Origin of the sequence: Williamsia sterculiae (assembly GCF_900156495.1) — a bacterium.
GTDB classification, from domain to species: Bacteria; Actinomycetota; Actinomycetes; order Mycobacteriales; family Mycobacteriaceae; genus Williamsia_B; species Williamsia_B sterculiae.
In genome coordinates this window covers 1-22,567 of sequence record NZ_FTNT01000002.1, presented here as the reverse complement: position 1 = coordinate 22,567, position 22,567 = coordinate 1, and the positions used below count along the sequence as shown (strand labels likewise).

General features: G+C 66.8%; 22 protein-coding genes. 16 read left to right on the top strand and 6 right to left on the bottom strand.

What is annotated here, in order from left to right; genetic code table 11:
- Positions 1-36: 36 nt before the first annotated feature.
- The 9 genes from BW971_RS02900 (at position 37) to BW971_RS02860 (ending at position 7,908) form a co-directional block, all read left to right on the top strand.
- Positions 37-1,134: an NAD(P)-binding domain-containing protein gene (locus BW971_RS02900; RefSeq protein ID WP_076477266.1), complete on the top strand. Its 1,098-nt coding sequence runs from the start codon at positions 37-39 to the stop codon at positions 1,132-1,134.
- A 64-nt stretch (positions 1,135-1,198) separates the two neighbouring features.
- On the top strand, positions 1,199-1,489 hold the full coding sequence (locus BW971_RS02895; protein ID WP_076476495.1) for a helix-turn-helix transcriptional regulator: 291 nt from the start codon (positions 1,199-1,201) through the stop codon (positions 1,487-1,489).
- Positions 1,489-2,124, top strand: coding sequence for a hypothetical protein (locus BW971_RS02890; RefSeq protein WP_076476493.1), 636 nt, complete (start codon positions 1,489-1,491; stop codon positions 2,122-2,124). The genes BW971_RS02895 and BW971_RS02890 overlap by 1 nt, the downstream gene beginning before the upstream one ends.
- Positions 2,125-2,159: 35 nt before the next feature.
- A complete protein-coding gene (locus BW971_RS02885) occupies positions 2,160-3,077 on the top strand; it encodes an ABC transporter ATP-binding protein (protein WP_076476491.1) in 918 nt (305 codons plus the stop codon).
- Positions 3,074-4,315, top strand: a complete 1,242-nt coding sequence (locus BW971_RS02880) for an ABC transporter permease (protein ID WP_076476489.1) — start codon at positions 3,074-3,076, stop codon at positions 4,313-4,315. Before BW971_RS02885 ends, BW971_RS02880 begins: the two co-directional genes overlap by 4 nt.
- 56 nt (positions 4,316-4,371) lie before the next feature.
- Positions 4,372-5,220, top strand: a complete 849-nt coding sequence (locus BW971_RS02875; protein WP_076476487.1) for an ABC transporter ATP-binding protein — start codon at positions 4,372-4,374, stop codon at positions 5,218-5,220.
- Positions 5,217-5,999, top strand: a complete 783-nt coding sequence (locus tag BW971_RS02870; RefSeq protein WP_076476485.1) for an ABC transporter permease — start codon at positions 5,217-5,219, stop codon at positions 5,997-5,999. The genes BW971_RS02875 and BW971_RS02870 overlap by 4 nt, the downstream gene beginning before the upstream one ends.
- A complete protein-coding gene (locus BW971_RS02865; RefSeq protein WP_076476483.1) occupies positions 5,996-6,778 on the top strand; it encodes an ABC transporter permease in 783 nt (260 codons plus the stop codon). Before BW971_RS02870 ends, BW971_RS02865 begins: the two co-directional genes overlap by 4 nt.
- Positions 6,779-6,849: 71 nt before the next feature.
- Positions 6,850-7,908 carry an ABC transporter substrate-binding protein gene (locus tag BW971_RS02860; protein ID WP_076476481.1) on the top strand — a complete coding sequence of 353 codons (1,059 nt, stop codon included), beginning with the start codon at positions 6,850-6,852 and terminating at the stop codon, positions 7,906-7,908.
- A 7-nt stretch (positions 7,909-7,915) separates the two neighbouring features.
- On the opposite strand, the gene BW971_RS02855 is transcribed toward BW971_RS02860, so the two are convergent.
- Together BW971_RS02855 and BW971_RS02850 are read right to left on the bottom strand one after the other, a co-directional pair.
- Entirely contained in the window at positions 7,916-9,184 is a 1,269-nt protein-coding gene (locus BW971_RS02855; protein WP_076476479.1) for an Nramp family divalent metal transporter, read from the bottom strand.
- 102 nt (positions 9,185-9,286) lie between these two features.
- A complete protein-coding gene (locus BW971_RS02850; RefSeq protein ID WP_076476477.1) occupies positions 9,287-10,648 on the bottom strand; it encodes a cryptochrome/photolyase family protein in 1,362 nt (453 codons plus the stop codon).
- Positions 10,649-10,805: 157 nt separating this feature from the next.
- Between BW971_RS02850 and BW971_RS02845 the strand changes: the two genes are divergently transcribed.
- The 5 genes from BW971_RS02845 to BW971_RS02825 all read left to right on the top strand — a co-directional run bounded on the left by BW971_RS02845 (position 10,806) and on the right by BW971_RS02825 (position 16,994).
- A complete protein-coding gene (locus BW971_RS02845) occupies positions 10,806-11,525 on the top strand; it encodes a response regulator transcription factor (RefSeq protein WP_076476475.1) in 720 nt (239 codons plus the stop codon).
- Positions 11,522-12,871, top strand: a complete 1,350-nt coding sequence (locus tag BW971_RS02840; RefSeq protein WP_083709228.1) for a sensor histidine kinase — start codon at positions 11,522-11,524, stop codon at positions 12,869-12,871. Before BW971_RS02845 ends, BW971_RS02840 begins: the two co-directional genes overlap by 4 nt.
- Positions 12,872-12,976: 105 nt before the next feature.
- The gene (locus BW971_RS02835) at positions 12,977-13,426 is read left to right on the top strand and encodes an MmpS family transport accessory protein (RefSeq protein ID WP_143690180.1); all 450 of its coding nucleotides are present in this window, start codon (positions 12,977-12,979) and stop codon (positions 13,424-13,426) included.
- 77 nt (positions 13,427-13,503) lie between these two features.
- Positions 13,504-16,299: an MMPL/RND family transporter gene (locus BW971_RS02830; protein ID WP_076477262.1), complete on the top strand. Its 2,796-nt coding sequence runs from the start codon at positions 13,504-13,506 to the stop codon at positions 16,297-16,299.
- A gap of 119 nt (positions 16,300-16,418) precedes the next feature.
- Positions 16,419-16,994: a TetR/AcrR family transcriptional regulator gene (locus BW971_RS02825; RefSeq protein WP_076476471.1), complete on the top strand. Its 576-nt coding sequence runs from the start codon at positions 16,419-16,421 to the stop codon at positions 16,992-16,994.
- Positions 16,995-17,034: 40 nt separating this feature from the next.
- Here the strand turns inward: BW971_RS02825 and BW971_RS02820 are convergent, their stop codons facing one another.
- From BW971_RS02820 to BW971_RS02805, 4 genes are all read right to left on the bottom strand, one after another.
- Positions 17,035-17,409, bottom strand: coding sequence for an FKBP-type peptidyl-prolyl cis-trans isomerase (locus BW971_RS02820; RefSeq protein ID WP_076476469.1), 375 nt, complete (start codon positions 17,407-17,409; stop codon positions 17,035-17,037).
- A gap of 52 nt (positions 17,410-17,461) precedes the next feature.
- Positions 17,462-18,793 (bottom strand): citrate synthase, encoded by a 1,332-nt coding sequence (locus tag BW971_RS02815; RefSeq protein WP_076476467.1) that lies wholly within the window; start codon positions 18,791-18,793, stop codon positions 17,462-17,464.
- A gap of 103 nt (positions 18,794-18,896) precedes the next feature.
- Positions 18,897-19,856 carry a carbohydrate kinase family protein gene (locus BW971_RS02810; RefSeq protein WP_076476465.1) on the bottom strand — a complete coding sequence of 320 codons (960 nt, stop codon included), beginning with the start codon at positions 19,854-19,856 and terminating at the stop codon, positions 18,897-18,899.
- Between the two features lie 4 nt (positions 19,857-19,860).
- Positions 19,861-20,811: an aldose 1-epimerase family protein gene (locus tag BW971_RS02805; protein ID WP_083709225.1), complete on the bottom strand. Its 951-nt coding sequence runs from the start codon at positions 20,809-20,811 to the stop codon at positions 19,861-19,863.
- 29 nt (positions 20,812-20,840) lie between these two features.
- Here BW971_RS02805 and BW971_RS02800 point away from each other — a divergent pair, with 29 nt between their 5' ends.
- Both BW971_RS02800 and BW971_RS02795 read left to right on the top strand, forming a co-directional pair.
- Positions 20,841-21,512 carry a 5-oxoprolinase subunit B family protein gene (locus BW971_RS02800; RefSeq protein WP_076476463.1) on the top strand — a complete coding sequence of 224 codons (672 nt, stop codon included), beginning with the start codon at positions 20,841-20,843 and terminating at the stop codon, positions 21,510-21,512.
- A complete protein-coding gene (locus tag BW971_RS02795) occupies positions 21,509-22,387 on the top strand; it encodes a 5-oxoprolinase subunit C family protein (protein WP_076476461.1) in 879 nt (292 codons plus the stop codon). The genes BW971_RS02800 and BW971_RS02795 overlap by 4 nt, the downstream gene beginning before the upstream one ends.
- Positions 22,388-22,567 lie beyond the last annotated feature (180 nt).

Genomic DNA, 22,567 nt, shown 5'->3' with positions numbered 1-22,567 from the left:
TCACGACCCAGTCCGAACGCGCCGTACAGTGCGGGTGTGGGCACCCCGACCGACACCGACGTGTTGGTGATCGGCGCCGGACAGGCCGGTCTGTCCGCGGCCTACTTCCTGCAACGGTTCGGATTCGCGGACCGCTTCCGCATCGTGGACCACGCACCATCACCGGGCGGTGCGTGGCAGTTCCGCTGGCCCTCCCTCACCCTGGCCGCGGCCAACCACGTACACGATCTCCCGGGATTCGGGCTCATCGAGGCGCTGGGCGTCGACTGCGACGAGTTCCCGGCCTCCACCGCGGTCGCCGACTACTTCCGCCGCTACGAAATGCGTTTCGGCATCGACGTCGAGCGTGCGGTCGACATCACCGCGGTACGCCGTATCGACGACGACACGTCAGACGGCTTCGTGGCCACCCGTGCCGACGGCTCCACGATCACCTCCCGCACGATCGTGAACGCCACCGGCACCTGGGACCGCCCCTTCATCCCGTTCGTGCCGGGCGCGGGGACCTTCACCGGACGCCAACTCCACACCCACGACTATCGAGGCCCCGAACATTTTCGTGGGCAACGCGTCCTGGTGGTGGGCGCAGGCATCTCCGCGGTGCAACTACTCATCGAGATCGCCCGCCGCGCCGAGGGCGCGACCACCTTCTGGTGTAGTCGCACCCGGCCCCGGTTCAGCGAGAAGCCGTTCACCCCCGTGCAGGGCCGCGCCGCCGTGGCGCGGGTCGACGAGCGGGTACGCGCCGGTCTGCCACCGGGGTCGGTGGTGTCGGTGACCGGCCTGCCGGTCACGTCGTCGATCACCGAGGCGCGCAGGGCCGGAATCCTCGACTGGCGACCGATGTTCGATGCGATCGCTCCCGACGGCGTTCGCTGGGACGACGACACGCCGAACCTCGCCGTCGATGTGATTCTGTGGTGCACGGGATTTCGCTACAGCCTCGATCACCTGGCACCGCTGCATCTGCGCGGACCCGGGGGCGGCATCGTGATGACGGGACGACTGGCCACGACCGTCGCAGCGGACCCGCGGATACAACTCCTGGGTTACGGACCGTCCGCCTCCACGATCGGCGCCAACCGGGCCGGACGTGAGGCGGCACGACTGGTGGTCGACCAGGTCTCGAGCTGATCCAGATCAAACGATCTCATCTCAAGGGTTGACATTATGTTGTGTTTTCCTAACACTTGATCAGGTGAGTCCAGTACGGCGGGGTGACAAGCTCCCCATCTACAACCGGATAGCGGTACTCCGCGCGGAGCGCGGGATGTCGCGCGCGAAGCTCGCAGACCTCGTGGGGGTGAACGTGCAGTCCGTCGGCGCGCTGGAGCGGGGCGACAACTACCCCAGCCTCGATCTCGCCTTCCGGATCTGTGACATCTTCGACCTCCCGGTCGAGGCGGTGTTCAGCCGAACCGAATTCGGAGCGATGTCCACCGAGCTGTACACCCGAGAGTCGACCGCCACGAAGGAGTTCCGGCGATGATGACCGACCCCAACTCGGCCATTCCCGAGACCGCCAAGCCACGAATCTGGCGGCGTTACGAACAGTGGCGCGGTCGGCGGCATGAGCAGTTCATGGCCCGACACGCACACAAGTTCGCTCGGTTGCGCAACCAACGCGGCTTCCACCGCACATGTGTCGCGCTGATGTCCGCGCTACTGGTCACGCTGGCGGGCGCCGTCACGGCTTTTTTCTCCCAGTGGTTCTTCATCCCGTGGCTGTTCGGCGTCGGACTCACCGTCGCGCTGCTGGCGGTTCTGCGCGTCATCACCGGTTCGGTCGGCGACGCGCCGCCGTCCGCACTCGACGAGATCCAGCTGGCCAAGCGCAATTCGGCGCGGTCGATCGGCTATCTGGTCGTCTTCTCGCTGATGTTCATCCCGTACATCGTCCTCATCTTCTTCGGCTCCAAGGATGACCTGGTGGATGGTCACACCGTCTACGCGACGGCCATCCTGCTGGTCACCCTGCTGCTGACCGGGGGTTCGACGCCGGTCGTCCTGACGGCCTGGTGGCTCGCCGACCCGGATCCAGAGGACTTCATCGACCCGCCGGCCGCGGTCGCGGAATCGCCGACACAAATCCGCGAAGCCGAGCCCAGCCGTCCATCCGACTGAATTCGGAAACCACCGAAGCACGAAGGAGCACTCCCATGTCAGCACCCATAGCCCGGCCACCGTCGGGGGGACTGTCCGTCGACGGTCTCGGCAAGCGCTACGGCGACAAGGTCGCGTTGCACGACATGACCTTTCACATCCAGCCCGGTGAGATCTTCGGTTTCGTCGGCAGCAACGGCGCGGGCAAGTCCACCACGATGCGCATCATCCTCGGTGTGTTGGCCGCCGACACCGGCCGCGTCCTGCTCGACGACAAGCCGGTCGACCTGGCGATCCGTAGACGCATCGGATACATGCCGGAGGAGCGCGGGCTCTACCCCAAGATGAAAGTCGGCCAACAGCTCGAATACCTCGCCGAACTACATGGCATGAGCCGCGCCGAGGCCCATGACCGGGTGCAGCACTGGGTGTCCCGTCTCGGCGTCGGCGAACGCATCGACGATGCCGTCGGCGATCTCAGCCTCGGCAACCAGCAACGCGTCCAGCTCGCGGCCGCCCTCGTCGCCGACCCCGCGGTACTGGTCCTCGACGAGCCGTTCTCGGGTCTCGACCCGGTGGCTGTGGACGTGATGAGCGATGTGCTCAAGGAGAAGGCAGCCGACGGTGTTCCGGTGATGTTCTCCAGTCACCAGTTGGACCTGGTGCAACGCATCTGCCACCGGGTGGGGATCATCGCCCGCGGCGAGATGCGGGCCATCGGCACCGTCGACGACCTCCGCGCTCGCGGCAACGTACGACTCGAGGTCGCGGGCACCCAACCTCCCGGCTGGGCCGATGGCCTGCCCGGGGTGGTCGAGGCCGCATACCGACCCGGTGGCGCGGCGCTCACCCTCGACGCCACCGCCGACGACCAACAGATCCTGCACGCGGCGCTGTCCACGGGCGCCGTCCACGGCTTCTCCCCGAGCCGCCCCGACCTGACCGAACTGTTCCGAGAGGTGGTCTCCGCATGAGCTCGTCCGTCTCCCCTCACGTATCCCCCAGCGGCAGCGCCCATGACGGCCCAAGCCTCGGTGCCGCACGGGCCGTCGGTCTCGTCGCCCGACGCGAGATCAGCACGCGCGCCCGCACCCGTTCGTTTCTCATCGTGACCGGCCTGTTGCTGGTGGTCATCGTGGGTGGCATCATCATCTGGTCCGCCGTCAGCGGCGGTGACAAGGCCACCAAGATCGGTGTGGTCGGAGGCGGTCCCACCCTCTCGCAAACCCTCACCGACACGGCGAAGGCAACCGGCACCGACATCCAACTCGTCCCCATTGCCGACGCGAACACCGCCCGCGACAAGGTGTCGGGCGACGATGTGAAGACTGCCCTGATCGACCAGGGCAACGGCCGCTTCCAGGCCCTGAGCGACAAGGATCTCGAGCCCGAGATCCAGGGGGTGCTGCAATCCGCGGTGAGCAGCTACGGATTGCAACAGTCGCTGGCCGCCCGCGGGGTCGATCTGTCGTCCGTCACCGGCACCACCACGCTGACCACCGAACAACTGAAAGCCGACAAGCCCAACGAGGGTCAACGCATCGCCGTCGCACTCGTCGGTATGTCGCTGCTGATGTTCGCCGTCATCCAGGGCGGTTCGATGGTCGCCGCCGGTGTGGTCGAGGAGAAGTCGTCACGGGTGGTCGAACTGTTGCTCGCGGCGGTCCGTCCGCTGCACCTGCTCTGGGGCAAGATCCTCGGCATCGGGACCATTGCGTTCGCGCAGGTGGTGGTGCTCGGTGCCGCGGCGTTGATCACGGCCACGGCGACCGGACTGATATCCATCGCCGGGACCGCGGTGTCGATGTTCCTGGCGACTCTGGTCTGGTTCCTGCTCGGGTTCCTGTTCTTCGCCACCCTCTACGCGGCGACGGGCGCCATGGCCTCGCGCACCGAGGAACTCAACTCGACCTCGGCACCGCTGACCATCCTCGCCATGGCCGTCCTGTACGCCGGCTACTTCGGGATCAGTTCACTGGACTCGACCTTCATGCAGGTGATCAGCTGGATTCCCCCGTTCTCCGCGTCGCTGATGCCGATTCGGATCGCCACCGGGGACACCAACGCGGTCCAGGTCATCGCGACCATCGCCATCATGATCGTCACCTGTGTGGCGGCCATCTGGCTGGCCGCACGGATCTACCAGCGGTCCATCCTCCGCACCGGATCCAAGATGTCCTGGAAGGACGCGGTCCGCCTGAATCGGGCATGACCCCCGTTACACGTGCGTAACGCCTCAGCAACGCACGACGCTTAACGTCCGATTCCATGAATGCAGTCGACACCTCGTCTGGTGCGCACCCGGTGCGCACCAGACCGTCGGGTACCGGCATCGACATCTCCGCGCTGACCAAGGTGTTCACCACCGGATCGTTGGGCAAGCGGACGTCGGTGACGGCGCTCGACGACGTCACGCTGCAGACTCCGGAGGGTTCCTTCCTCTCGCTACTCGGCCCCAGCGGTTGCGGAAAGTCCACGGTGTTGCGGATTCTCGCCGGTCTGGAGACCGCCACCGAGGGATCGGTCCTGATGAACGGTCGCTCGCCGCGGGAGCTGCAATCCGATCACGGTCTCGGTATCGCCTTCCAGGACTCGGCGTTGTTGCCGTGGCGCAGCGTGGAGTCCAACATCCGACTGCCGCTGCAAGTGGCGGGCCTCAAACCCGACAGCGGACTCGTCACCGAACTGATCGAGCTGGTGGGATTGGCGGGTTTCGAGAAGGCCAAACCGGCCACCCTGTCCGGCGGTATGCGCCAACGGGTGTCCATCGCCCGTGCGCTGGTGGTCAGACCCAGCGCACTGTTGCTCGACGAACCGTTCGGTGCCCTCGACGACATGACCCGACAGCGACTGAACATCGAGTTGCTGCGGATCTGGACGGAGAAACCCGCGACCACCCTGATGGTCACCCACGGCATCGCCGAGGCGGTGTTCCTGTCCGACGTGGTCGCGGTGATGAGCCCTCGTCCCGGTCGGGTGATCGAGAACGTCACCATCGACCTGCCGCGCCCCCGCGTCCCGGAGATGATGCGAACGCCGGAGTTCCACGCGATCCACGACCACCTGTCATCGCTGCTGTTCGGCGACACCCGCACCGCGAAGGACTCGCGCGGGTGAACCGACTGCAATTCGTCGGACAGTGGTGGGGTGCGGGTGCCGTCGGCATCGTGTGCCTGATCGCCCTGTGGTGGATTGGCGGCGCGTTCGAGTGGTTCAAGGGCACCATCCCGACGCCGGTGGCCGTGATCCGCGCAATCGGTCAACAGGGTCAGGGCTTCTACTCCACCAATTTCGGCTCCACGGTGGAGTTGGCGTTGCGCGGGTTCATCTGGGGCAACCTGCTGGCGATCGCGCTGGCGCTGCTGGTGATCGTGGTCCCGCTGACCGAGGGGCTGGCCACCCAGCTCGCGATCATCAGTTACTGCACCCCGATCATCGCCGTGGCGCCGATCATCCAGGTCGCCTTCGCCGAGGTGCAGACGATGATCGTGTTCCTCGCGGCGATCTCCGTGTTCTTCACCACCATGATCGGGACCCTGTCGGGACTGCGGTCTCCGCATCGTGCGAGCCTGGATCTGGTACGTGTCTACGGGGGTGGCCGACTGTCCCAGCTCCTCCGGGTCCGGATCATCGCCGCACTGCCGAACACGCTGGCCGCGTTGAAGATCGCCGCTCCGGCGGCCGTACTGGGCGCGGTACTCGGCGAGTTCCTCTCCATGCCCGAGACCGGGGCGGGGCCGGCGATGATCGCGGCTCAGCAACGCGGTGACATCCCCGCGGTGTGGGCGATCGCGTTGGTGGCCGGGCTCATCGCCGGTGCCGGTTACGCGATCATCTCCGTCGTCTCGACTGTGGTGGTGCGCTGGTCGTCGGGCGGGATGGCGGTGGCCCGATGACCCAGGTGTTGCGATTTCTCGGCTCTCTGCTGCTCAGTCTGGTTCTGATCCTGGGGATCTGGTGGCTGTTCCTCCTTGCCTTCCCCGACATCGGGCCCATCATCGGTCGCACGCCCGTCGACGTGTTCGGCTACCTGTTCGCAGGCACCGACTCGGGTAGCCAGCGCGGAGCGATACTCGACAACCTGTGGATCACCCTGTCCGACGCCGGGATCGCCTTCCTGTGCGGCATGATCGCCGCGCTGCTCGTGGCCGCGATCTTCGTGATGTCGCGGCCGGTGGCGCAGACCTTCATGCCCATCGCCATGTTGCTGCGATCGGTCCCGTTGGTCGCGATGACCCCGCTGATCACCATCATCGTGGGCCGCGGACCCGCGGTGGTCGCGGTGATGGGTGGCATCGTCGTCTTCTTCCCCGCGCTGGTGATGATCATGACCGGGCTGAACAATGCCCCGCGACAGATCAACGACGTGATCGTGGCCTACGGCGGGGACCGCTGGACGGCGATGCGGTTGTCCGCGCTCCCGTCGGCGGTGCCTGCCCTGTTCAGCGCGGCGAAGGTTTCGGTCCCCGGCGCGATGATCGGAGCAACGGTGGCCGAGTGGCTCGGCACCAACTCCGGTCTCGGGTCCACCCTGCAGCAGGCCCTGCCCGCCGCCGCCTACGACGAACTCTGGTCGTCGGTGGTGGCCATCACCGTGGCGTCGATCCTGATCTACGCGGTGGTCGGCGTCGTGGAGACCCTGGTCCTGGAACGCATGGGTATGACACAGACCTGACCCCTGAGGGTGCACACACAACCCCCTCGCAGCTCGCACCATCCGGCTCCACCATCACCGAGAGGCCCACCATGACAAACACATTCGACCGCCGTTCCTTTCTGCGTTACGGTCTGATCGCCGGAGGCGCCGTTGGGGGTGTCTCCGTGTTGGGCGCCTGTAGCAGCGGAAAGTCGTCGAGCGGAGGGGGTGGCTCCAGCGACCCCAAGGTGCAACTGTCGTGGCAGAAGAACGTCGAGTTCGCCGGCGAGTACCACGCGCTGGAGAACGGCTACTTCACCAAGGCGGGTGTGGGTACCCCCCAACTCATCACCGGTGGCAGCGCGGCGACCGGGGTCGAGACCGGCTTGACGTCCAACAAGATCTGGATCGGCATGACCGCACCGCAACTCACCGCACCGGTCATCCTGCAGGGCGCCAAACTCAAGACGGTCGCCGCTACGTACCAGAAGAACCCTTTCTGCATAGTGTCGTCGGCGGCGAAGCCGATCCGCACCCCACAGGACATGAAGGGCAGGAAGATCGGGGTGCAGTCGTCCAACGAGAACGTGTTCAAGGCGTTGTTGGCCGCGAATGGGATGTCGGAGAGCGACGTTCAGAAGATCACCGTGCAGTTCGACCCCACGCCGCTGACCAAGGGCGAGGTCGACGGCTGGCTCAGCTACGTGACCAACGAGCCGATCACCCTGAAGATGGAGTCGAATTTCGACAACGTCAACTTCCTGTTCGCAGATTTCAACCTGCCGCTGGTCGCCGAGACCCTCGTGGTGCGCCAGGAGACCATCGACAAAGAACGCGACAAGGTGAAGGCGTTCATCAAGGCCGACATCCAGGGTTGGTACGACGCGGTCGCCGATCCCGCCAAGTCGGCCCAGCTCGCGGTGGAGAAATACGGCAAGGACCTGGGTCTGAAACTCGCCGAACAGCAGGCCGAGGCGGTGGCACAGAACAACCTGGTGGTCTCCGCCGACACCAAGTCCAACGGCCTGTTGACCATGACCGACGAACTGATCGCGCAGAACATCGAGGCACTCGCCAAGGCCGGCTACACGATCAAGGCCGACCAGATCTTCGACATGTCGTTGATCAAGGAGGTCTACCAGGAGAACCCCGACCTGAAGAAGGCGTGATACGCCGCTACTCCCCCAGCACCATCAGCACGATGAGGGCCACGTTGAGCCCTACGATGGCGGCCGAGGCGAGCCCTGCGACCGAACGCAACGGCCAGGAATCGGCGAACTGCCCCATCAACTCCCGATTGGCCGTCAGCCGCCCCAGGGGGATGATGGCGAACGGGATACCGAAGCTGAGCACCACCTGGCTGATGACCAGCACCCAGGTGGGTTCCACCCCTGCTGACAGCACCGCCAGGGCGGGGATCAGCACGACGACGCGACGCACCACGATCGGGATCCGGATGCGGAGCAACCCCTGCATGATGGTCGCTCCCGCATACGATCCGACTGCCGTGGAGGCCAATCCCGAACCCAACAGACCGATGGCGAACACCACCGCGACGCTGTGTCCGAGCGCGCCCTGCACCGCTCCGTAGGCGCCCTCGATGGTGTCAGTGCCCTGTATCCCGAGGAGGTTCTGGGCGGCCAGCAGCAGCAGCGCGATGTTGACCACACCCGCGATCAGCAAGGCCACCACCACATCCCACCGTGTCACCCGGACCAGCCGTCGCATCTGCACCGGGCCGTGACCGCTTCCGTGCCGGTCGACCACCAGGGACGAATGCAGATAGATCGCGTGCGGCATCACGGTGGCGCCCAGCATGCTCGCCGAGAGCAACACGGTGTCCACACCGTGCAGGCGGGGCACCAGTCCTGACAGGACGTTGCCCGCCGATGGCGGGTTGATCAGCAGACCGGTCAGGAACCCGACCACGATGACCAACAGCAAAGTGCCGATGATCGATTCGAACACTCGCTGCCTGCTGCGGGACTGAAACGCCAGCATGGCCATCGACAACGCGCCCACGATGAGTCCACCGACCACCAGCGGTAGGTCGAACAACAGGTTCAGCGCGATCGCACCGCCCACCACCTCGGCCAGATCGGTGGCGGCGGCGACGATCTCCGCCTGCGCCCAGAACGCGATCCGGGAGCGCCTGCGCAGTCGGGTACCGAGCAGTCCGGGCAGGCTGCGGCCGGTCACGATCCCGAGCTTCGCCGACTGGTACTGGATGACCATCGCGATCGCGTTGGCCATCACCAGCACCCACACCAGCAGGAAGCCGTACTGCGCCCCCGCGGTGATGTTGGCGGCGACGTTGCCGGGATCCACGTAGGCGATGGACGCGACGAAGGCGGGTCCGAGCAGCGCCGCATTGCGCATCCGCCCGCGCCCCGACCCACGGGCGCGCGGCGAGCCTTCGGGGTCGGCGGAACGCAACAGCGACATCGCTCAACCTTCACACAGCCTCACGAGTGTTTCAAGTCGGGCGAATAAAAATATTCGGGTGACCGAATTCTTTCGCTGTGCTGGTCAGACCAGGTGCCTGCGTCAGCCGGAAACCGTGCCGTACCGGTCGAGCGCCTCCCGCCGCTCGGCTTTGTGGTCGACCATCGGCGCCGGATAATCCGAAGGCCGGTCGTCGCCGGGATCATGCACCGACTTGCCCGCGATCTCAGCGAGCTCGGGCACCCATCGCCGCACGTAGTCGCCCTGCGGGTCGAACCGCTGCCCTTGTGTGGTGGGGTTGAACACCCGGAAGTAGGGGGCCGCGTCGGTGCCGGTGCCCGCCGCCCACTGCCAACCGTGCTGGTTGCTGGCCATGTCACCGTCGATGAGTTGGTCGAGGAAGTACTGCGCGCCCCACCACCACGGCAAGTGCAGATCCTTGACCAGAAACGACGCGACGACCATCCGCACCCTGTTGTGCATGAATCCCGTTTCGCTGAGCTGCCGCATCCCGGCATCGACGATCGGGTACCCGGTCTCGCCCTTCGTCCACGCCTCGAATCGCTTCTTCGCGTCGGCCCCGTCGTCGAGCGGGATGTCGTCGAAATTGCGGTTCCAGTTGTGCCACGTACTGCGTGGCCAGTGGTAGACCACGTCGGCATAGAAGTCGCGGAACGCCAACTCACGCGCGTAGGCCTTGGCACCCTCACCGCGACGCCCGGCGAGATCGGCGAGCAGGGTACGAGGGTGGATGTTGCCGTACTTCAGGTACGACGACATGCGACTGCCGGCGTCCAGGTCGGGGCGATCGCGGTCGTCGGCGTACCCGGTGATGCCCTCGTCCAGGAACTCCGACCACCGCTTCCGCGCCGCTTTCTCTCCCGCGGGCAGGATCAGCTCGACACCCTCATCGGGTATCGACGCCCGGCTCACCCCGGAGACATCGTCCGGGTCCAGCCACGTGGCGGTCTTCGCCGATGTCGTCGCGGGCGAATGCCAGCCGCGCTCCTGCCAGGCACGGAAGTAGGGCGTGAAGACCTTGTACGGGGTGCCGTCGTTCTTCGTCACCTGCCCGGGCGACACCGCGTACGGCGAACCGTGGCCGACCAGCTCGGTGTCGCCCAGAGCGTCGGACACCTTCTCGTCGCGGCGGCGACCGTAGGGCAGGAAGTCCTCGGACACGTGTACCGACGTAGCCGACACCGCCTTGGCGATACGCGGGATCTGGTTCTCGGGTTTGCCGCGGACCACCAGCAGTCGACCTCCGAGGTCATCGTCGAGGGCGCGCAGCGCATCGTGCAGAAACTGCAGTCGTCGGGCGCCGGACGACTTCGTCAGCGTCGGGTCCAGCACGAAGACGGCCAACACCTGATCGGCGGCGTCGGCCGCATCGGCCAGCGGCGGGAGATCCGCCAACCGGAGATCACGACGGAACCAGAGCAGGGCGGTGGTCGAGGAGGCCATCTGCCCAGTCTGCCAAAAGTCCGACCCCTGCCCCGCCGACTACAGTGTGGGCATGAGACCGTCCACCCGTGAGCAACGCCTCGGCCCCGTCACCGTGGTCGTCATCGGCGTCGCCGACTGACACCACCGACGCGCCAGCGCGTTCGGACCCGTCATCATGGTGAGCGAAACCAACACCCCCGACCCATCCGGAGTTCCCGTTCTGGTCGTCGACGACGACCCCGATGTGCTCGGTTCACTGAGTCGCGGCCTTCGCCTCGCCGGCTTCCAGGTGGCCACCGCCGAGGGTGGTTCCGTAGCCCTGCGGACGATGAAGGAGCGTCGCCCCGCCGCATTGGTGCTCGACGTCAACATGCCCGATCTCGACGGGGTCAGCGTCATCACGGCGTTGCGCGCCCTCGGCGACGAGATCCCGATCTGTGTCCTGTCGGCGCGCGCCACGGTAGACGACAGGATCACCGGTCTGGAGGCCGGTGCCGACGACTACCTCACCAAGCCGTTCGAGCTCGGCGAACTCGTCGCGCGGTTGCACGCCCTTCTGCGCAGGCGTGCCAACACTGTCGAGCCGGCCACCGCCGTGGTCGAGCATCTGCGGGTGGACACCGCCTCCCGGCGGGTGTGGAGCGACGGTCATCCCGTCGACCTGACCCGTCGCGAGTTCGAACTGCTGAACACCTTCGCCGAACACCCCGGGTTGGTGCTGAGCCGCGAGCAACTGTTGAGCCAGGTCTGGGGTTACGACTTCGCCACCGAGACCAACGTCGTGGACGTGTTCGTCGGGTATCTCCGGCGCAAGCTCGAAGCGCACGACCAGCCGCGCATCATCCAGACCGTGCGTGGGGTGGGTTTCGTACTCCGCACCGAATCACGACGATGACCAGGCGGCGCCGGTCGCCGTCGTTGCGGCTACGCGTGACACTTGCCGCCGCGGCGGTCACCACCGCGATAGTGGTGGTGATCGGCGGTGCGCTCTGGTCGCAGCTGTCGAGTTCGGCCTACCGCGAACTGGACGGTCAGGTGAACACGGTGTCCGCGGCGGTGCAGCCGTCGATATCCGCGTCCAACTCCCAGACGATCACCCAGAGCACGTCGCAGGGGGTGTTGACCACGGTCCGGCTGGCCGGGGTCAAGGTGCTGGGTACCACGACCACCATCCCTCAGCAGGCCGATGGCGTGACCGACCTGACCATCGACGACACGCGGTATCGCGTGAAGACGTCGTCGGTGTTGTCCGGCCAGGGGTTGTCCGGGCTGGCCACGGTGTCGGTCGCCGTTCCCCTGCAGCCCACCCTGGACCGGATCAGCGGACAACGCCGCACGCTGCTGCTGGCCTCGGGTGGTTCTGTCGTGGCGTCGGCGATCCTCGGGTGGCTGCTGGCGGGGCTGGCAATCCGTCCGTTGCGACGGCTCGCCGACCGCACCCACGCCCTGCCCTCGGATGCCGGCGCCGCGGCACCGGAGCGGGCCGCGCTGCTCGACGTACACGGGGCGCGGGAAGCCGAGGAGTTGGCGGCCGCGATCAACGAGCTGCTCGGGCGCATCGACACCGAACGAGCCCGCACCCACGACGCCCTGGTCACCGCCCGCGATTTCGCATCGGTGTCGGCCCACGAACTGCGTACTCCGCTGACCGCGATGCGCACCGATCTCGAGGTGCTGGCAACCATGAACCCCGGCCCACGGGATCGCGCGGAGATCGTCGCCGATCTGCAGCGCGCCCAGCTGCGTGTCGGTGAGACCCTCGCCGCGCTCGAGGCGTTGGCCCAGGGCAATCTCGGCGGGCAGCCGATGGAGCGGGTCGATCTGGTTGACCTCTGCGACCACGCGGCCAGCGAGGCACACCGTCGTCACCCCGAGGTCACCATCGAATTGGACGGGCCGACGGCGGTCCCCGCGTCGGCGAACCCGGCGGGGATCCGACTCATCGTGAGCAACGCCATCACCAACGCGATCCGCCACGGGCGGGCCACCCGGGTGATGGTGGGCGTGCACCCGACGAGTGACGGGCCGGTGTGGCTGACGGTGGACGACAACGGCCGGGGCGTGCCGCAGGAGGAACGCAGCAGCGTGTTCGGCCGGTTCGTCCGCGGGGCGGCACCGATCAGTGCCGGGTCGGGTCTCGGGTTGTCGTTGGTGGCTCAGCAGGCCGAATTGCACGGTGGAACAGCAGAACTGACCGACAGCCCACTCGGTGGAGCACGGTTGGTGGTCCGGCTGGGCTGAGCGCGCTCGAGGTCGAGCTCACGCGACCAGCCCCCGCAACACTGCCATCGGTAAATGTGCCATTGACTATTGACACATAGTTCGCGGGCCCTTTAGCCTCCGTTCGTGCCCCAACGTAGAACGATCGGTGTACTGGCGCTCATGCGGCGTCAGTGGCCCGTACTGGCATCGGTCGTCATCCTGACCGTGGCCGGCGGTTTCATCGCCAGCCTGCGGCTGAGCCAGATCCACGATCCGTCGATCGCGACGGTGCCTGCTCCGCCGATGATCGCGTCCGCGGCCACACGCACCATCGACTACCGCCTGGACGGTCAACCGGGTGACACCGCACAGGTGTCGTTCCTCGCCGCCGACGGGAAGCCGGTCCAGGCAGAGGTGGCCCTGCCGTGGACCACCCGGGTGCAGTCACGATCGTTGACCGTCGCCGCCGGCCTGATGGCCCAGGCAACCAAGCCCACGCTCGAATGTCGCGTCCTCATCGACGAGGTCATCCGCTCGACGGTCTCGTCGCGACAAGCCTTTCCCACCGTCAACTGTCAGGTACCCGTGTCATGAACCTTCGTCCCCGCCGTGCCGGTACCGGCAATCACCGTGCCCCGACGGACGCGCCCCACGACGCGCCACGATCGGCGATGGCCGCAGTGATACGCGTCGCCGCCATACCCCTGATCCTGTGCTGGATCGTCGGGGCAGGACTGTTGAACATCTTCGTGCCGCAGCTCGAGACCGTGATCGGACAACACGCACAGTCCTTCCTGCCGGATTCGGCCCCGTCGGTCCAGGCGATCGCGAAGATGGGTCGGGCCTTCGGCGACAGGGGGACCAACAACTTCGCCTACCTGGTTCTCGACTCCGACACCCCGCTCAACCAGTCCGCACGCGACTACAACAACGCCGTCATCGCGCGCCTGGGATCCGACAAGGCACACGTGATCTCGACGATGAACCTCTGGGGCGACCCCGATCTCGCGGCCGCCAACCAGAGTGTCGACGGGAAGGCGGCGTACACGCTGCTCAATCTCACCGGCAACATGGGAACCGCGCAGGCGATGGCCTCCACCAAGGCGGTGCGGGAGGTGGTGCGAGACATACATCCCCCGGATGGCGTCAGCGTCCACATCACCGGACCGTCGGCCGTCGTCAACGACGAGCTCCTCACGGTGGGCAGCTCGATCCTGCTCGTCCTGGCCATGTGCACCCTGCTGGTGGCGGTGGTGTTGATCGTGGTCTACCGCTCACTGACCACCATCGCCTTACCGCTGTTGACCGTGGGTATCGGCCTGGCGGTGGCTCGACCGGTGGTGGCCCTGCTGGGCATGCACGACATCATCGGCGTCTCCATCTTCGCCTCGGCGCTCATGTCGGTGATCGTGCTCGGCGCGGGTGCCGATTACGGGGTGTTCCTGCTCGGGCGGTACCAGGAGGCGAGGCGGTCGGGCCTGGATCCCGAGTCCTCCTATCACACAGCGATGCGCGGAACCCAGCACATCATCATCGCCTCGGGTGTCACCGTCGCCGGCGCGACCGCGTGCATGTGTTTCACCCGGCTGTCGATCTTCAGCACCTCGGGGTTGCCGTGCACGGTCGGCATCCTGGTGACCCTCGCCGCCGCGCTCACACTGGGTCCCGCATTGCTGGCCTTCGGCAGTTCTCGCGGCCTGTTCGAACCGAAACCGCAGAAATCCGTTCGCCGCTGGCGCCGGATCGGCACAGCGGTGGTGCGGTGGCCCGTTGCGGTGCTCGCGGCGTCGATGACCGTTCTGGTGGTGATCATCCTGCTGGTGCCCACGATGCGGGTGAGTTACGACGAGATCGGCACTCAACCCGCGGACACACAATCACGGCAGGGGATCGCCGCGGCGGACCGCCACTTTCCGCCGAACATCATGGCGCCCAGCATCGTGATCGTCGAGGCGGACCACGACATGCGCAACCCCACCGATCTGCTCTCGCTGTCCAAGGTGACCAACGCGATCCTGGCGGTCCCGGACGTCAACAACGTCCAGGGCATCACGCGGCCGCTGGGCGTGCCGCTCCCACAGGCCACCCTGCCGTCACAGCTGGGATACATCGGAAGCCGCGTCGACCAGGCGTCGTCGTTGGTCACCCAACGTATCGACGACCTGCGATCCGTGTCCGACTCCCTCGACCGTCTACGAACAACCGTGGCAACGGCACGCGCACAACTCGCCCAGGGTTCGGCGGGTATCGACGACGTCGGCCGCTCGACCGATGCACTCACCCGCGACTACGCCGCAGTGGTCACGAAGGTGGACACTCTGCGTGAAACCGCCGAGCCGGCCGAGGATTTCGTTCGGTCCATCCCCAGATGCGAACAGTCCCAGGCCTGCCGAGCGGCACTCACCGGGTTCAGCCTCTTCGACGACATCCACCGATTCGATTCGCCGCTGCAAGGCATCTCCGCAGGTGCCCACCGCGCCTCTGGCACGCTGACGGAGTTGTCGGCGACGCTGTCCTCAGCGGATCAGATCATCGACTCGGTCTCCGACGTCGTCCTGCCCCTGCAAAGCGCTCTACAGGGTTTGTCACCGGAATTGTCGGAGATCGCCGACTTCGCCGATCAGGTCCGCACGACATTCGGACAGGCGACTCCCAACGATTTCTACTTCATCCCGCGTGAGGCGTTCCAGAGCCACCAGTTCGCTCGTGCCCTTCCGCTGTTCTTCAGTCCGGACGGCAAGATCACCCGGATGGTGGTCACGCCCCGGGTCAACGGTTTCAGCGCCGAGGCCATGACGGTCAGTGCCGACATCGTGCCCGCCGCCGTCCAGGCGGCCACCAGGACGTCCCTCGCCGGGAGCACGGTCAGCGTCGGTGGACCGGGAGGAACAGAACTCAACATCGCGGCCTACACCCGGGAGGACTTCATCACCAGCATCGTGGCGGCGATCGCCTTCGTATTGTGTGTGGTCCTGATCTTGTTGCGCAGCGTCATCGCGGCCATCACGGTGATCGGTACGGTCGCTTTGTCGTACCTGTCCGCGCTGGGCATGTCGATCCTGGTGTGGCAGTACTTCCTGCACACCCCGCTGCACTGGTCGGTGGCCCCGATCGCGTTCATCTTCCTGGTCGCCGTCGGGGCCGATTACAACCTGCTGCTGTCTGCGCGGATGAGAGAGGAATGGGGTGCCGGAGCGCGCACCGGGATCATCCGCTCGATGGCGAACACCGGTTCGGTGGTCACCGCGGCTGGGTTGGTGTTCGGCTTCACCATGTTCGGGATGCTCGCCGGGGAGGCGCGAAACGTGGGACAGATCGGGACCGTGGTCGGCATCGGGCTCTTGCTCGACACGTTGCTGGTTCGATCGTTCGTGATACCCGCCATCGCCACACTTCTCGGCCGGTGGTTCTGGTGGCCCTCCACACCGTCGGGGTTCGTGAGTCTCCGGACGCACCGACGTCGATGACAGCTGAGCGGATGTCTGCGCACCAACCACTCAAGTCGCGGCCTCCACGCCAGTAGTATTCGAGTCGGCAGCCAGCGGCGAACGGGGAACGTCTCCCCGCTGAGAGGGGGCGCCCACCGATGTCGGTACGAGAACGGCTCGTCGAGGCCACCACCGACCTGATCCGCAGACACGGTGTCGAGGGGACGGGAGTCTCCGACATCCTGGAGCACAGCGGTGTCGCCCGGCGTTCCATCTACCTGAACTTCCCGTCGGGGAAGGGTGAACTCGTGGCGGAGGCCACCCGATCGGCCGGTAGACAGATCGCCACTGCGCTTCGCGAACTCATGAGCGGGCCGAGCCCTCGCGTCGTGGTCGACAGCTGGATCTCCGCGTTGCGTGCCAGTGATTTCCAGGCAGGATGCCCGTTGATCGCGGCCGCCCTGGCGCGGCCGACGGCCCCTGAGGCGGCCGACGCGGCGAACGACGCCTTCGGCGAGTGGGTGCACATCATCGCGGAGCGGTTGTCCGCGGACGGTGTGGACGACGACACCGCGACATCGTTGGCGACCACGGTGGTGGCGGGTGTGGAGGGAGCGATCGTGATCTCACAGGCCCGACGATCGACCGCGCCACTGACGGACACCGCCACGCACCTCAACGAGCTGATCGCCATGCATCTGCCCGCGACGGGGGCGACACCCTCCGAGCAGTGAGGTCGCGACCATCGTCCCGGGCCGCGACCCCCACTCGATGTCAGCCGACGCCGAGCAGATCGATGACGAACACGAGGGTCTTGCCGGACAACTGATGGCCCGCACCTGCGGGTCCGTAGGCGAGCTCCGGCGGCACCGTCAGCTGCCGACGACCGCCGACACGCATCCCCGGGATGCCTTCCTGCCAGCCGGGGATCAACCGGTCGAGGGGGAAGTTCGCGGATTGACCGCGATCCCAGGAGGAGTCGAACTCCTCCCCGGTGTCGAACTCGACACCCACGTAGTGCACGTCGACGACCCCGTGGGGAACCGCTTCCGGTCCGTCTCCGATCACCAGATCGACGATCTGCAGTTCCGCCGGCGGCGGACCCTCCTGGAACTCGATCAGCGGCTTTTCGTTGGCGGAACTGGTCATTCGGCTCTCCTTCGAGTCGTCTGCGTCCCAGCGTGAGTCGTGAGAACGGGTCTCAGCGCTGGTCGAGCGGGGCGAAATCCCGCTCGGTGTAACCCGTGTAGACCTGGCGGGGTCGCCCGATCTTGGTGGACGGGTCGGCGTTCATCTCCTGCCAGTGTGCGATCCAACCCGGCAACCGTCCGAGCGCGAACAGCACCGTGAACATCCGGGTGGGGAATCCCATCGCCCGGTAGATGAGTCCGGTGTAGAAATCCACATTCGGGTACAGCTTGCGGGAGATGAAGTAGTCGTCGTTCAGTGCGACCTCCTCCAACCCCTTCGCGATGTCGAGCAGGTCGTCGTTCACACCGAGAGATTCGAGCACGGTGTCCGCGGTCTTCTTCACGATCGCCGCGCGGGGGTCGTAGTTCTTGTAGACCCGGTGGCCGAAGCCCATGAGCTTCACCCCGGGCTCCTTGTTCTTGACCCGATTCATGAAGTCGGTGGTGTCGCCACCGCCTTCCTTGATCTTGTCGAGCATCTCGAGCACCGCCTGGTTGGCACCTCCGTGCAAAGGGCCCCACAGGGCATTGATGCCACCGGAGATCGAGGTGAACAGATTCGCCTGCGACGACCCGACCAGTCGGACGGTGGAGGTCGAACAGTTCTGCTCGTGATCGGCGTGCAGGACGAACAGCATGTCCAGCGCCTTCACGATCTCCGGGTTCATGTCGTACGGCTCCGCCGGGAACCCGAAGGTCATCCGCAGGAAGTTCTCCACCAGGCTCAGCGAGTTGTCGGGATACAGGAACGGTTGTCCCACCGACTTCTTGTAGGCGTAGGCGGCGATGGTGGGCAGCTTGGCCAGCAGACGCACCGTGGACAGCTCGACCTGCTCGGGATCCTTGGGGTCCAGCGAGTCCTGGTAGTAGGCGCTCAGCGCGTTCACCGCGCTCGACAGCACCGGCATCGGGTGCGCGTTGCGCGGGAACCCGTCGAAGAACCGCTTGAGGTCCTCGTGCAGCAGGGTGTGTCGACGGATGCGGTCGGTGAAGGCGTCGAGTTCGGATGCGGTGGGCAGCTCCCCGTAGATGAGCAGGTAGCTGACCTCGATGAAGTTGGATCGCTCGGCGAGCTGCTCGATGGGGATACCGCGATACCGAAGGATCCCCGCCTCACCGTCGATGTAGGTGATGGCGGACTTACATGCCGAGGTGTTGACGAAACCGCCGTCGAAGGTGGTCAGGCCGGTCTCGGAGAGGAACTTGCCCAACCCGACGCCGTCGGATCCCTCGGTCGCCCGCACGATGGGCAACTCCAGTGAACCGCCGGGATAGGTGAACGTCGTCTCCTGCTGCCCCTCGCTCGAGGGTTTGGACGACTCGGACACTGTTTCTGCGGACACGCGGGCCCCTTCCCAGCTGCTGGACTCGATCGGGACCGACAGCCCAGTTGATCTCACAGTCAACATGCGGGCAGGTTCCGGTGGACCCACCCATCGTCCAAACCTAGTCGCTCGACAGCTCGCCTGCCCAGGGAGGGTCGGCCCCAGGGCGTGACACCGTCACCGCGGCGGCACGGGCCGCGTGGGTCAGGGCGCGGGTCCATTGCTCCTCGTCCAGCGCACGGACCTCGGCCTGACCGAGCGCGCCGTGGTCGCCCAACCAGTGCAGCAGTGCCGCGGCCACGGTGTCGCCCGCCCCGATGGTGTCGGCGACCTCGACCGTCGGTGGGGTCACGGTCACCGCACCGTGCGCGGTCAGCACCGTGAGACCCGCACCTCCCGCGGTGATGACCACCACACCCACGCCCGCGGCCAACCAGTCCCGGGGACCGGATCCCTGTGGACCCTCGGCCAGCCACTCGGCGTCATCGTCGGACACCTTGAGCACGTCGACCGACCCCAGCCAGCTGCGGAAACGCGCGCGGTAGGCGTCCGCACCGGCCTCACCGATGACCGCGGCGCGGATGTTGGGGTCCAGCAACACTGCTCGACCCTCCCGATGGGCGCGGATCATCAGCCCTTCGTAGACGCCTGCCCCGGGTTCCAACACCAACGACAACGTGCCGAAGCACAGCGCCGCGACCGATCGGGGCAGTTCACCGGGGTCGGTGACCAACCGATCGGCGGTGCCGTCGACGTAGAAGGTGTACTCGGCGGCCCCGGACTCGCCGATGGAGGCCAACGCCAACGACGTCGGCTCCGGACCGCGTTGCAGCAGTGTCAGGTCCACCCCGGCCGCGGTCAACGCGGCGACCAACTGCTCGCCCAGTCCGTCGGTGGAGACGCGTGAACAGAAGGAGACCGCCGAACCGAGTCGTCCGAGTGCGACGGCGACGTTGAACGGGCCGCCACCCAGGGCTGGATGCATGGGTGCCATCACCCCCGGGCGTTCGGGGGTACCGGCGCGGCGGGGGTCGGTGACCACGTCGACGAGCGCCTCGCCGCAGACCACTATCTCGCGCAACGGCTCAGTCCTGAGATCGACGATCGCCCGGTGCGGGGTGGTATCGCAGACCCCAGCTCCCCGACCATCGCTGACCGGGCTCGAGGACGATCAGGTCGTCCCCGCTGGCCAGCGCGTTGGGTGGGCCGGTCATCGGTTCTATCGCGAGTGCGCGACCACGACCCGGATAGGGCTGATCGTGGGCCGGATCGGCGGTGAACACCTGCGCCCAGCCGAACGCCGCATCGGTCCACAGCTCGGTGACGTCGTCGTCGGGACCGGTCACCCGGTGCCTCGCCCTCCCGTCCCCGGCGTCGGCGACCATGTCGGTGAACGGGGTGTCCATCCAGATGCCGTCGAGACGTCGTTCGGCGCGGAAGTCGAGGTCGGTGCCCGCCACCTCGGCGGGTGCGCCGGCAGGCAACTGTCGTTCCGGATCGAGGGGTAGGTACTCGGTGGCCGCGAGCTGCAACGTGCAGTCGTCGATGGGCGCGTCACCGACCCGGACGAAGGTGTGCTGGCCGAGTGCGTAGGGCGCACGGCGGGTGCCGACGTTGGTGGCGGTGTGGGTGACGGTCAACCCGGTGTCGGCGTCGAGGGCGTAGGTGACGCCGATGGCGATGTCGAACGGGTATCCGGGGTGTTCGCCCACCGGGGTGACCAGGGTGATCGACGCGGGATCCTGCTCCGAGACCGCCCAGTCGACGGTGCGGACGAACCCGTGGTTGGCGTTGTTCCGCGACGTCTCGGTGATCTCGAGCTGATGGTCCTGCCCGTCGAACGTGTACCGACCGTCGGCCGTGCGGTTGGGCCATGGCGAGAGAACCAACCCGGCCGACAGCGGCGGCTTCTGGCCCGGTTCGATCTCCCAGGTCTCGGTGAGCAACTTGTCGTCGAACCAGACCCCGCGGAGGCCCGCCCCCGCCGTTGCCACTTCTACGCGATACCCACCGACCGAGATGCCATAGCCGCCCACGTCGGTCAGTCTGCCATTAGTTTTGAGACATGCGTGCGCTTTGGGCCGGTCGGGACGCGGTGTTGCTGGACTTCGCCGACGAGGCGGATCCGGCCACGGCAACACTCCACGCCGAGGCGGTGTTGCGGACCCGGATGCGCCACGGTGACCTCGCCGGGGTGGACGACCTGATCCCGACCGCGCAGTCGTTGCTGGTGCAGGCCACGCCGGGATCCGGGTTGGACACGCTCGCCCTACGCCGGGTGACCCGGACCCTCGCCGACGACGGCGACCAGAAGGTCAGTGCAACAACCACTTCGACGGAAGACACGGTGGTGGTGCCTACCGTCTACGACGGTGAGGATCTCGCCGAGGTCGCCGAGAAACTGGCCGTGGGTGTCGACGAGGTGATCGCCGCGCACACCGAAACCGCCTGGCGGGTGCAGTTCATGGGATTCGCCCCGGGGTTCGGTTATCTGACGTGCGATCCCGATTCGCCTGCCGCGCAACTGGTGTCGATTCCGAGGCGGAGACGTTCCCGGCCTCGGGTGCCTGCGGGGTCGGTCGCGGTCGCGGCCGGGTACACCGCCGTCTACCCCCGGCAGAGCCCCGGCGGATGGCAACTGATCGGACACACCGACATGCGGATGTGGGATGTGGGGTGGGCCGACCCGGCGGTACTGACCGCAGGCACGGCGGTCCGGTTCGAGGCGGCCGGATGACCGGCACGCGCGCGCTGTCGGTGTCGGCGACCGGGCCGGGTGTCACCGTGCAGGATCTGGGTCGTCCCGGGTACGCGCACCTCGGTGTGCCGCTGTCCGGGGCCGCCGACCGGTCGTCGCTGCGGCTCGCCAACCGGTTGGTCGGGAACCGGGAGACGGCCGCGGCACTGGAGATCACCCTCGGCGGTCTGCGGGCAGAGGCCCGCGGCCTGTTGTTCGTGGTGGTCACCGGCGCCTCCGGCATCGTCCGGGTGGACGGCACCCCGGTCGGCCATTCCTCGGCGACGGCCGTGCAGCACGGGCAGATGTTGACGGTGGATGCGCCGACCGACGGCGTGCGCAGCTACCTCGCCGTGCGCGGCGGCATCGACGTCACGCCGGTGCTGGGTTCACGATCGACCGACGTGCTGTCGGGTCTCGGTCCGGAACCGGTCGTCGGCGGCACCGTGTTGGCCATCGGGACGGAGAACGAGGCGTGGCCGTCGACCACCGACGCCCCACGAGAGGGTTCCGACCCGGACCAGACGGTGTTCCTCTACGCCGAGCTCGGCCCGCGCACCGACCGCGTGGTCGACGCCGAGCTGCTGTTCCGCGGTGAGTGGACGGTCAACCCGCACAGCGACCGGGTGGGCGTCCGCCTCGACCGGATCGACGACGGCCCGCAGTTGCGTCATCGGGACGGACTGGACGCGATCCCGTCCGAGGGCATCGCCTACGGCTCGGTGCAGATCCCACCGTCGGGCCAACCGGTCGTGTTCCTCGCCGACCATCCGGTGACCGGTGGCTACCCGGTGATCGCCGTGCTCCGCGCCGACTCGGTGGATCGCGCCGCTCAGCTCGCGCCCGGTCGCACGGTGCGGTTCATCAAGCCCTGAGGGGCGGTTGGTTGGGCTAGTTCGGGTTGGGCTGTCCGAAAACTGCGGGAAATCCCTTTTCCCGCAGTTTTCGTGATCTCCCGCTGGGCGGGTTCTATCGGTCGTAGCAACGCTGACTGATAGGGAGTGTGGCGTTGCCGAAGTTGTTTGCCGACGAGGTGCGTGACGAGTTTTTCGCGT